Here is a 10,163-nt window from a genome sequence, read left to right on the forward strand (position 1 = left end):
CCGGCTCTTCTCCCGATAAACCGATGAGTCCAAAACCATCGGAAACCCGGCCTCAGCCCTCCGCTGCGGGTGAGCAGTACGACGCCAGCGCCATTGAGGTGCTGGAAGGTCTGGAACCTGTCCGTCGCCGTCCCGGCATGTATATCGGCGGGACGGATGAGGGGGCGCTTCATCATCTGGCCGCCGAAATCCTCGATAACTCGATGGACGAGGCCGTTGCAGGTCATGCGTCCACCATCGAGGTGACGCTTGAGCCGGACAACTGGCTCACCGTTCGCGATAACGGACGCGGTATTCCCGTCGATCCGCATCCGCGTTTTCCCGAAAAATCCGCGCTTGAAGTGATCCTGACCACGCTTCACGCGGGCGGAAAATTCTCCGGCAAGTCCTACGCCACCTCCGGCGGTCTGCATGGCGTGGGGTCTTCTGTCGTCAACGCGCTGGCTTCCTGCATGGAAGTCGAAGTCGCCCGTGACAGAACGCTCTGGCGGCAGATCTATTCTCAGGGCGTACCACAGACACCGCTTGAGAAAGTCGGTGCAGCCCCCAATCGTCGTGGCACCCAGATCCGGTTCAGACCCGACCCCGTAATTTTCGGAACGCATGTCTTTCAGCCCACGCGTGTTTATCGTCTGTGCCGTTCCAAGGCGTTCCTCTTCCGGGGGGTGACAATCCGTTGGAACTGCGATCCGTCGCTGATTCGGGCCGGAGATGAAACGCCGACTGAAGCCGTTCTGCATTTTCCGGGCGGCCTTGCGGACAGTCTTGCGGATGAGCTTGGCAAGAACGCCCCGCTTCTCGCACCGATCTGGGCGGGTGAGGCCGAATTGCCTGAGACAAACGGTGTGTCGAACGGGCGCGGGGAATGGGCCATCGCGTTTCTGGAATCCGGCACACCAAGCTTTCTTTCTTTTTGCAACACCATTCCCACGCCGCTGGGCGGAACCCACGAGGCAGGCTGCCGTGCAGCCCTTGTGAAAGGCTTCCGTGCGTGGGGTGAGCAGCGGTCCAACAAGCGGGCCAGCATTGTCACGGCGGAAGATATTCTCGGCTGTGTCGCCGTCCAGTTGTCGGTCTTTATCCGCGATCCGCAGTTTCAGGGGCAGACCAAGGAAAAGCTGACCAGCGCTGAGGCATCAAAACTTGTTGAGACGGCGCTGCGGGACCGTTTCGATCACTGGTTGTCGGGGAATCCCACTCAGGCGGATTCGCTGCTCTCCTTTGTTGTCGAGCGGGCCGAAGACCGGCTGCGTCGTCGCGAGCAGAAAGACACGCCCCGCAAGAGCGCGACGCGCCGGCTTCGTTTGCCCGGCAAGCTGACCGACTGCACGCGGGAACGCGCTGAAGAAACCGAGATATTCCTGGTGGAGGGCGACTCCGCCGGAGGATCGGCGAAACAGGCGCGGAATCGTGAGACGCAGGCGGTCCTGCCGCTCCGAGGCAAGATCCTCAACGTGGCCAGTGCAACGACTGAAAAATTGCGTGGCAATCAGGAACTCAGCGATCTGGTCGAGGCGCTGGGTTGCGGTCTCGGAGACCGGTTCGAGCTTGCAAGACTGCGCTACGGTCGCGTCATCATCATGACGGATGCTGACGTGGATGGCGCCCACATCGCGTCGCTGCTGATGACATTCTTCTATCGGGAGCTGCCGGAACTGATTCGCGCGGGTCGGCTCTATCTGGCCCAGCCGCCTCTCTATCGCCTGACGCATGGCGCGAAAACGGTGTACGCCATGGATGACGCGGACAAGGAACGAAAGGCTCGTTCCGAGTTCAAGCCGAATGCGAAAGTCGAAGTCTCACGCTTCAAAGGTCTCGGTGAAATGCCGCCGAAGGATCTGAAGGAAACCACAATGGATCCGTCGCGTCGCACGTTGCTGCGCGTGGTGACCCGTCCGGAAGACCGCACCGAGACGCGGGATCGTGTGGAAAGCCTGATGGGGCGTAAGCCGGAACTGCGCTTCGCTTTTATTCAGGAACACGCGCAGTCCGTGGAGATGCTGGACATCTGAGGCTTCAGGAGGCGGTGGGTGATAGCGCCTCCGTGTGCTGGTGCTCCGCCTCCACTTTGCGCAGATCCGCCACGATCCGCGTGATCGGCCCGGACCAGTCCAGCGGTCTGTCCTGTTGATAGATCCTTACGCTGTCATACCAAGGCGAATCCGTGCGTCCTGACAGCCATCTCCAGCACTGGTCATAGCGCGACAGCAGCCAGACCGGCTTGCCGATGGCGGCGGCTACATGGGCGGTGGAAGTGTCCACGGCGATGACCAGATCAAGGTTGGCGATCAGAGCTGCCGTGTCGCCAAAGTCTTTCAGTTCGCTTGTATTGTCGATGAGTCGCATTCCTGCTGGCGGCGTGCGGGCCTGCCAGGCCTGATCGCCCACCTGCAGGCTGTAGAAGATGGCATCCGGGACCGCCTGAGCCAGCGGAGCCAGAGTGGCGAGCGTGGTGGAACGTCGCCGGTCTGCAATCTCCGCTTCCCTGATTTCACTATGCGGTGCGCCAGCCCACACAAGACCGATTTTCAGAGGGTAGCCGGAAGAGATGTCCTGACGGATACGCGCGGCCCATCCATCGACCTTTCGTGGATCGGGCCGGAGAAAACCTTCGGGCGAGGGGAGGGTGTCGAGGGTGATGCCGAGAGCCGGGGGCAGGCTTAGCACCGGGCATTGCAGATCGTAGGGAGGTGCGGGCTCTTTTTCCGTGACGAATTCAGTTTCCGGGAAGGAGTTGGCGAGAAGCGAGAGCAGTTCGGGGCGGATGCGCACAATGACCCGGCCGCCACGCTGCGCGACAAGGGGAATGAAACGGGCGAACTGGAGCATGTCGCCGAAGCCACCTTCGGTGTGGATCAGAAGGGTTTTCCCTCTGAACGCTTCGCCATGCCAGAGCTGCCCATCGAACTCATGGGGGCGTGTCGTGCGGGTTTTCCATCGCCACTCATATTCGGCGAAGCCGCGCTCGTAATCGCCCTGAGAGAGAAGGGAAATGGCGTAGTTTGTGTGACTCTCACCGTTCTCGGGCTCCAGATCCACCGCGATACGATGAAATTTCTGAGCCATCTCATGCCGCCCCTGACAATCCAGCGTAATGCCAAGGTTGCTCAGCGCAAACGCATGGGACTGGTTAAGGCGCAGGCATCTGGAATAGGCGTCAACCGCCTCGTCATAGCGTTGCAGGGAATGCAGCACGCTTCCAAGATTCGACCAGGCATCAGCAAGTTCCGGGGCGAGCGCAACGGCGCGGGTCAAAACCTCCAGAGCCGGTTCGAAGGCAGCCGCATCGCACAGCAGCCCGCCATAATTGCTGAGTGTTACGGCGTCGTTTGGATTTTTGGCCAGTCGGGCACGGTAGGCTGCTTCAGCTTCGGCGAGATGACCGGCGCGTTGCAGGGATTCACCGGTCTCAGCAGGGGAAAGCGGAGCGTGTTCAGAAGGCGGGAGGGAGGGCGAAGACGTCATATCCTGACGTTCGCCCGGCCAGTTTAAGAAAAGGTAAGGCTGTCAGGCTGAAAGTTCACCGATGTTCGGTCTGTTCAGCATAGCCATGAGTTCCCGGCGCGTGTCGGAATTATCGCGGAACACGCCAAGCATCCGGCTCGTCACCATTGAGACGCCCGGACGATGAACGCCGCGCGTTGTCATGCACTGGTGTCCGGCCTCAAGGATAACCGCCGTGCCGTAAGGTTCGAGAACGCTGTCTATGGTGTTGGCGATCTGCGATGTCAGGCGTTCCTGAATCTGGAACCGGCGCGCATAGGCATCCACGACACGGGCGAGCTTGGAAATGCCGACCACCCGCTTGCGGGGGAGATAGGCCACATGCGCGCGTCCGATAATCGGCACCATGTGATGCTCGCAATGACTCTCGAAGCGGATGTCACGCAGGAGAACGATTTCGTCGTAGTCCTCGACCTCAGAAAAGGTCCGCTTCAGCAGATCCTCCGGGCTGATCTCGTAGCCCTCGAAGAATTCCTCGTAGGAGCGGGCAACGCGGGCGGGGGTGTCGAGCAGTCCTTCGCGGGAAGGATCTTCACCGGCCCAGCGCAGCAGAACCCGGATGGCGTCTTCAGCTTCCTCACGGGAAGGGCGGAGCGGGGAGGGAGAAGAGGTCATTCGGTCTGGTCTCTGAAGGCTGAAGATGAGGCGATTCGGAAGGGTCAGTGGACTACGCCCGGTTGATAGGGGCTGTCGAGACTGAATGCCGGGATACGCACCTTGAACTGACGGCCACCCGGTTCTTCCACCATGTGATAGAAGCCGCGCATGATGCCGCTGGGGGTGTCGAGCGAAGCACCGGACGTATATTCGAAGCCGCCTCCCGGGGCGAGAACCGGCTGTTCTCCCACCACGCCATCACCCCGGACACGTTCGACGTCTCCGTTGGCGTCGATGATTTCCCATGCGCGTTCGAGCAGGTGCACTGTCGCATGCCCGTGGTTCTCGATCCGCACTCGGTAGCCCCAGCAATAGGAGTGTTCGTCCGGCTGCGACTGGTCGTCCAGCCAGAAAACACGGACCACGACCCGCACGTCCTCCGTTGTCGCCTCATAGGCCGGAAGAGAGGCGATGGCTTCATTCAGCGCCTCTTCCGGGTCTTCGAACAGCTTCGGCGGCATGGGCGGCCTTGAGGACATGACGGATCGTTTTCCTTGCTTTTCAGCCTGCGAAACCGCGGCTCCTGAGCGCCGCGACACCGCGGGCGAGATCGTCGATCAGATCGGCTGAATCTTCCAGACCGACGGACAGACGGATGGCACCATCGGAGATACCCAGGCGCGCCCGCTCCTCGGCTCCGATCTTCATATGCGTGGTCGTGGCGGGATGTGTCGCCAGCGAACGGGCGTCTCCGAGATTGTTGGATATCAGGACCACGCGGAGCGCATTGAGGAATGCAAACGCGCCTTCCTGCCCACCGGCAACCTCGAAGGCGACCAGCGAACCGAAACCACTCATCTGGCGGGCCGCCAGTTCGTGCTGCGGATGATCCTTGCGACCCGGATAGCGCACGCTCACAATCCCCGGTGCGTCGGCCAGCCAGTCGGCGACGGCGGTGGCATTGCGCGTCATGGCGTCAACACGGAGGGCGAGGGTCTCGAGCCCCTTCAGCATCACCCATGCATTGAACGGCGACAGTGCGTTGCCGGTGTTGCGGGTGAAAGGAAGCACCGTGTCGTTGATCCAGTCCTTGCGCCCGAGAATCGCGCCGCCCAGCACCCGGCCCTGACCGTCGATATGCTTCGTGCAGGAATAAACGACCACATCCGCGCCAAGTTCCAGCGGTCTCTGATAGATCGGGGAGGCGAAGACGTTGTCCACCACGACGATGGCGCCTGCCTTGTGGGCGCGCTCGCAGATGGCGGCGATATCCAGCACATCGAGCATCGGGTTGGAAGGGCTTTCGAGCAGCACGGCAGCCGTCGGCTTGCTGAGGGCTTCACTCCATGCGTCGAGATCGTCTCCATCGACGAATACCGTTTCCACGCCGTACTGGGGAAGCAGGGTGGCGACGATCCAGTAGCAGGAGCCGAACAGCGCCCGTGAGGCGACGACCCGGTCCCCGGTCTTCACCTGCGCGAGCAACGCGGACGAGACTGCGCCCATGCCGGTGGCCGTGCAGACACAGGCTTCCGCGCCCTCAAGATCGGCGAGACGGCGCTGGAGCGCGTCCACGGTCGGGTTGCCGAAGCGGGAATACTGGTAGTGAACGGCTTCGCCGGTGAAGGTGGCGGCGGCCTGCTCGGCATTGTCATAGGCGAAACCGGACGTGAGAAAGATGGCCTCGCTCGTCTCGCCATAGGGGGTGCGCTCGACCTCGCCGTGGATCAGGCGTGTCGCGGGACGCCACGTCGCGGCGACTTCGGGGGCAGTGGTCTTGATGGTTGTATCAGTCATGTTCGGTCTCGGTTCCGTTCTGTCCGTTGCGGGGCGGTGGCTGCTGCCGGACCGTCATCTCCCCGCACGGGGCATCGACCGTAGAAACCTGACGGAACGAATCCCGCCAGAGCCTCTTTAGCGCGCTTCTTTAACCTCGCCGCAAGCCGGCCATACAAATCACGAGGTCCCCGGAAGGGAGGTATCGGTTATCGCGGAACTGTCCTCGGTCCGTCAACAGCCTCCCCGCTGCATGCCTGCTTTACGGTCGTGCAACCAGGCATGCGCGTCCCGGTGAGAAGGAGGCCAGTTCCGGCGGCAGTGTGTTGATGGCATGAGCGTCCTTCAGGAGGGCGCGGCCCCGGGCAGACCAGCCGGCGAGGCCAATGGCGGGGTTGCCGAAAGGCCCGCTGACACGAATGGGGATGTCCAGAGACAGCATTCCCGGTGTGCGGCTCTGGAAAGCCAGTTCGAACCAGCGACGATCGAGATCGAACAGCGCCTCTCCGACGACGGACCCGACCGGCGTGTAGATGCGCAGCGGCACCACCGTCCCGTCACCATGATGCATGGTCAGCGCACCGAGCAGGCAGGAGACGGAGGTCGTGCCCGTCTCCTTGCGGAAGAGCAGGGAGACATTGGTGGACGCAAGACCCATCACCTGCCTGCTGATCGCACCGCTGCTCATGCCGACCACGGCCACGATGTCGGCATTATGGGAGGCCTCGTTGAGGGTGTGAACGCCGTCCGCGGCAGCCCGCACGCGAAAAGACATCCGGCCGCTGACAGGGACGGCGGCGAAGCCAGCCTGCCGCCGCAACCTGTCGATATCCGCGCCCGTCACATCGATTGCGGCATGGATGCTCGCACCCTGCGGATGGGCGCTGATATCGCCAGAGGCGTGGAGGGATGCGCCCAGCCAGCCGAGCTGGAAGGAAGAAATGTCGATCTTTCCCGGCTGCTGACTGAAGGACAGGGCGGCATTGGAAAAATCCAGCGCGTTGTAGCGCACCGAGCGGGCGGACAGATGCAGGTTGAAGAGCGGATCTGGCTTTGCCGGCACGACAAGGGGAATGTCCGTGTGCTGCTCCGGCTTAGGACTGTTTTTCGATGCAGGCAGGAGGCCGTTCAGGTCGAGTTTTGTAAAAGCCAGGTCACCGTCGATTTTATCCGGCATGCCGGATTTACCTTCGGTGAATGTCAGGTTGGCGGCTTCGATCGGATTGTTGCGCAGCAATCCCGTGCCATTGGTGATCGTCCAGACATCGCCCTTGTGGGTGAAGTGCCCGTCAAGATTGAGGGTCATCGCGAAACTGTCCGCTGGCGCCCCTGCAAACGCCATCAGCGGCGCGGAGGTCGGGGTGCGGAGAGACAGCCGCCCATCGACACCATCGAAATCGAACAGGTCGGTCATTGTGCCGTCAAGGTCGAGCGTCAGATCACCGGAAGAGGCGTGAATAACGGTCGGGTAGGGCTTTCCTGTTTCGCGCAATGTTATCAGCGGACCGAGGTGACCTGAGAGTGCGACGGGCGTGTTGTTGTACGAACCAGCGACAGTCATCTCGAACGGCGCGCTGTCGCTGGCGGAGGCGATGTCCACACTGTCCAGACCCGCACGATAGGAATGACCGTTGGCGGAACGGTAGATGATCTCGCTGCCTTTGATCGTCGCGTGCCTCAGGCCGGGAAACCAGCTCCAGTCTGCGGGAGGAGGCGGCGACTGATTCTCGACGGTATGCGGCCGAGCCGGGCCGAACCGCCAGTTGGGGGTGCGGTCGGGGGTGCGCTCGAACAGGCCGGAGAAGTTGGTCAGCACAAGATCGCGGGTTTCGACAGGACCGTGCAGCAGCGAAGTGAGCCGGACCTGTGTGTGGAGATGTCCGAGCGTGATCATCTCCGGACGGCTGCCAGTTGGGATGTTGGCGATGCTGACATCATCCACATCAAGCGTGAGCCAGCGGCCCGGAGACACATGCACACTGCCGATATGCACGGTGCGGCCTGTGGCCTGAGCGAGTTTTTTTGTGGCGAGAGCCGCGAGGTCCACCCGGGACAGTGCAATCAGGCCGCCGCCGCAGACCGTGGCGGTCAGGCCAAGCGCAGCAAGCATGAAAAGCGGGAGGCGATGACGCACGCACAAATCTCCGGAGAGTGAACGGAGGTGCGTCATGACTCTGAAATCGTGCAGAAAAAAGGCGTCAGGAGGCGGTGGCTGTATTGCGAGGCCAGCAGGTCAGGCTGTTTCCCGGCCTTCCTGGTTCCGTTCGGCCTCCAGGGCCGCCAGAAAAAGACGGGCACCGGAGGTGATGAACGACCGCACGGCATCGGGCTCAAGGTTCCTGCTGATCAGCGCATCGAGCATCAGGTCGCCAACAGTCATGCCAAAAAGCTGGCGCGATTTTTCTTCTGTATTTTCATGGCACAACCCTCGATCACAGCAATACTTCTGTAACCATGCCTTGAGGATATTGGTCTCGCCGCACTGTGTCAGCGTGCTCATGATGTGCCGGATATCTTCTGCTTCGGGAGCGGAAGCGATGATGGCGCGAATCAGTTCCACGGTGTCCGGGCGCGTCAGATGGGCGGCCATGTCACTGAGAAGGGCGATCAGTTCTTCGGTCGGCGTGCCGGCATTCTCCCGCACGGAGAGGGACAGCCGGAAAAGGCGCGCCCCGATCAGTGCGTGGAAAAGTTCCTGCTTGGAGGGGAAAAGTTGATAGAGCGTCCGCTTCGACATGCCCGAGCACTGGGCGACCTTGTCCATGGACGCGGCCTGATAGCCGTGGGTGCGCAGAACCTCTCCCGCTGCGGAAAGAATCTTCTCGCGGCGTTCGCATTCCGCCATTTCAGGCGGCCGTCCCGGCCCTCGTCCCGAAGCGGGACAGGACGGGATGTGGAGAGATTTCCCGTTCATATCCCCTTCATGTGCCTTCTCATGTCCCTTCTGTCCATGTTGACAGGACGCGGGACAGGCTTGACCCGGGGTTTGGAAACTATGTAGTTTCTATTCAGAAACACAACTCGATTCGTCTTATGCGCCCCGTTCACGGGTCTATAAAGATGTTCTGAGACACCCTGAATTTTTCTTTACAGACGACAGCAGGATCCATTCGTGAAAAGCCCCGTTCGTTTTTCCGCACCGGCCGTTCTGGCCTCGGTCACCAGCCTGCTGTTTCTCACAGCGTGCGACAAAAAAGCTCCCCCAAAAGGTGCTCCTCCACCGCAGAAGGTGGAAGTGCTGACTGTGCAGCCCCACTCGATACAGGTGCATACCCGGCTGCCCGGTCGTATTTCAGCCTATGAGATCGCCATGGTGCGTCCGCAGGTGAGCGGCGTGCTCCAGAAGCGGCTCTTCGTCGAGGGCGCGGACGTGGTGGCGGGCCAGCAGCTCTACCAGATCGACCCAAGCATCTATCAGGCAGCGTATGACAGCGCGAACGGCCAGCTCGCGCAGGCGAAAGCCAATGCCGTCACGGCGAATGCCAAGCTGGAACGCTATGGCCCGCTCAAGGCGGCTCACGCGGTCAGCAAGCAGGAATATGACGATGCGCTGGCGGCCTCCCGTTCAGCGGACGCGCAGATCCTCATTGCCAGAGGGCAGGTGGAAACCGCCGCCACCAACCTTCGCTACACGCACGTCAATTCGCCGATTTCGGGACGGATCGGGCGCACCATCCTCACGGTTGGCGCACTGGTGCAGGCCGGGCAGACGAGCAATCTCGCGGTCGTGACGCGGCTCGACCCGATCTATGTCGATGTAAATCTTCCCGCCATCTCGCTCCTGCGCCTGCGCAGGGAGGTGGCTTCCGGGCAGATCCATACGAATCCGGACAATTCCGTGCCCGTTTCCCTCGAACTCGAGGATGGCTCGGCCTACGAGGCCGGGGGCAAGATGCAGTTCAGCGAAGTAAACGTCGATGAAGCCACCGCAACGGTGGTGGTCCGGGCGGTCTTCCCCAATCCGCAGAAGCTTCTGCTTCCCGGCATGTATGTCCATGCAACGCTCGACGAAGGCGTCAATCCTGCCGCGCTGCTCGTGCCGGTGCAGGCGGTGACGCGGAACAGCCATGGTGATCCGCAGGTGCTGCTGGTCAACGCGGACAACAAGGTTGAACTGCGTCAGATCGATGTCGGCGCCATGCAGGGTACCGACTGGGTGGTGAATTCCGGCCTGAAGGAAGGAGAGCGCGTGATCGTGATCGGCCTTCAGAAAGTGCATCCCGGCGACAAGGTCACCCCTGCGCCATTCACTGAAAATTCCTCCTCCGAGGCCGGAAAGAAGTAAA

The 10,163-nt window shown here is 61.5% G+C and carries 8 protein-coding genes and 1 riboswitch; of the genes, 2 read left to right on the forward strand and 6 right to left on the reverse strand.

Going from position 1 to position 10,163, the window contains the following annotated elements:
* Positions 1-23: 23 nt before the first annotated feature.
* On the forward strand, positions 24-2,012 hold the full coding sequence (gene parE, locus GOB81_RS05795) for a DNA topoisomerase IV subunit B (protein WP_408736906.1): 1,989 nt from the start codon (positions 24-26) through the stop codon (positions 2,010-2,012).
* A 4-nt stretch (positions 2,013-2,016) separates the two neighbouring features.
* On the opposite strand, the gene GOB81_RS05800 is transcribed toward parE, so the two are convergent.
* The 6 genes from GOB81_RS05800 to GOB81_RS05825 all read right to left on the reverse strand — a co-directional run bounded on the left by GOB81_RS05800 (position 2,017) and on the right by GOB81_RS05825 (position 8,791).
* The gene (locus GOB81_RS05800) at positions 2,017-3,465 is read right to left on the reverse strand and encodes a tetratricopeptide repeat protein (protein ID WP_173569425.1); all 1,449 of its coding nucleotides are present in this window, start codon (positions 3,463-3,465) and stop codon (positions 2,017-2,019) included.
* A gap of 42 nt (positions 3,466-3,507) precedes the next feature.
* The gene (gene folE, locus GOB81_RS05805; RefSeq protein ID WP_173569426.1) at positions 3,508-4,119 is read right to left on the reverse strand and encodes a GTP cyclohydrolase I FolE; all 612 of its coding nucleotides are present in this window, start codon (positions 4,117-4,119) and stop codon (positions 3,508-3,510) included.
* A 44-nt stretch (positions 4,120-4,163) separates the two neighbouring features.
* The gene (apaG, locus tag GOB81_RS05810; protein WP_173569427.1) at positions 4,164-4,640 is read right to left on the reverse strand and encodes a Co2+/Mg2+ efflux protein ApaG; all 477 of its coding nucleotides are present in this window, start codon (positions 4,638-4,640) and stop codon (positions 4,164-4,166) included.
* 22 nt (positions 4,641-4,662) lie between these two features.
* The gene (gene metZ / locus GOB81_RS05815) at positions 4,663-5,898 is read right to left on the reverse strand and encodes an O-succinylhomoserine sulfhydrylase (protein ID WP_173569428.1); all 1,236 of its coding nucleotides are present in this window, start codon (positions 5,896-5,898) and stop codon (positions 4,663-4,665) included.
* Positions 5,899-5,994: 96 nt separating this feature from the next.
* A riboswitch (SAM riboswitch) is annotated at positions 5,995-6,074 on the reverse strand.
* Between the two features lie 65 nt (positions 6,075-6,139).
* On the reverse strand, positions 6,140-8,011 hold the full coding sequence (locus GOB81_RS05820) for an AsmA family protein (RefSeq protein ID WP_338421317.1): 1,872 nt from the start codon (positions 8,009-8,011) through the stop codon (positions 6,140-6,142).
* Positions 8,012-8,110: 99 nt separating this feature from the next.
* A complete protein-coding gene (locus GOB81_RS05825; RefSeq protein WP_173569429.1) occupies positions 8,111-8,791 on the reverse strand; it encodes a TetR/AcrR family transcriptional regulator in 681 nt (226 codons plus the stop codon).
* A gap of 198 nt (positions 8,792-8,989) precedes the next feature.
* Here GOB81_RS05825 and GOB81_RS05830 point away from each other — a divergent pair, with 198 nt between their 5' ends.
* A complete protein-coding gene (locus GOB81_RS05830; RefSeq protein WP_173569430.1) occupies positions 8,990-10,162 on the forward strand; it encodes an efflux RND transporter periplasmic adaptor subunit in 1,173 nt (390 codons plus the stop codon).
* Position 10,163: the final 1 nt, after the last annotated feature.

Source organism: Acetobacter conturbans, assembly GCF_011516755.1.
Classification (GTDB): domain Bacteria; phylum Pseudomonadota; class Alphaproteobacteria; order Acetobacterales; family Acetobacteraceae; genus Acetobacter; species Acetobacter conturbans.

What these genes read in the sequence shown, in the direction of transcription:
- GOB81_RS05825 (WP_173569429.1), bottom strand. Translation starts at nt 8,791, where the DNA reads ATGAACGGGAAATCTCTCCACATCCCGTCCTGTCCCGCTTCGGGACGA.
- parE (WP_408736906.1), top strand. Translation starts at nt 24, where the DNA reads ATGAGTCCAAAACCATCGGAAACCCGGCCTCAGCCCTCCGCTGCGGGT.
- folE (WP_173569426.1), bottom strand. Translation starts at nt 4,119, where the DNA reads ATGACCTCTTCTCCCTCCCCGCTCCGCCCTTCCCGTGAGGAAGCTGAA.
- metZ (WP_173569428.1), bottom strand. Translation starts at nt 5,898, where the DNA reads ATGACTGATACAACCATCAAGACCACTGCCCCCGAAGTCGCCGCGACG.
- apaG (WP_173569427.1), bottom strand. Translation starts at nt 4,640, where the DNA reads ATGTCCTCAAGGCCGCCCATGCCGCCGAAGCTGTTCGAAGACCCGGAA.
- GOB81_RS05800 (WP_173569425.1), bottom strand. Translation starts at nt 3,465, where the DNA reads ATGACGTCTTCGCCCTCCCTCCCGCCTTCTGAACACGCTCCGCTTTCC.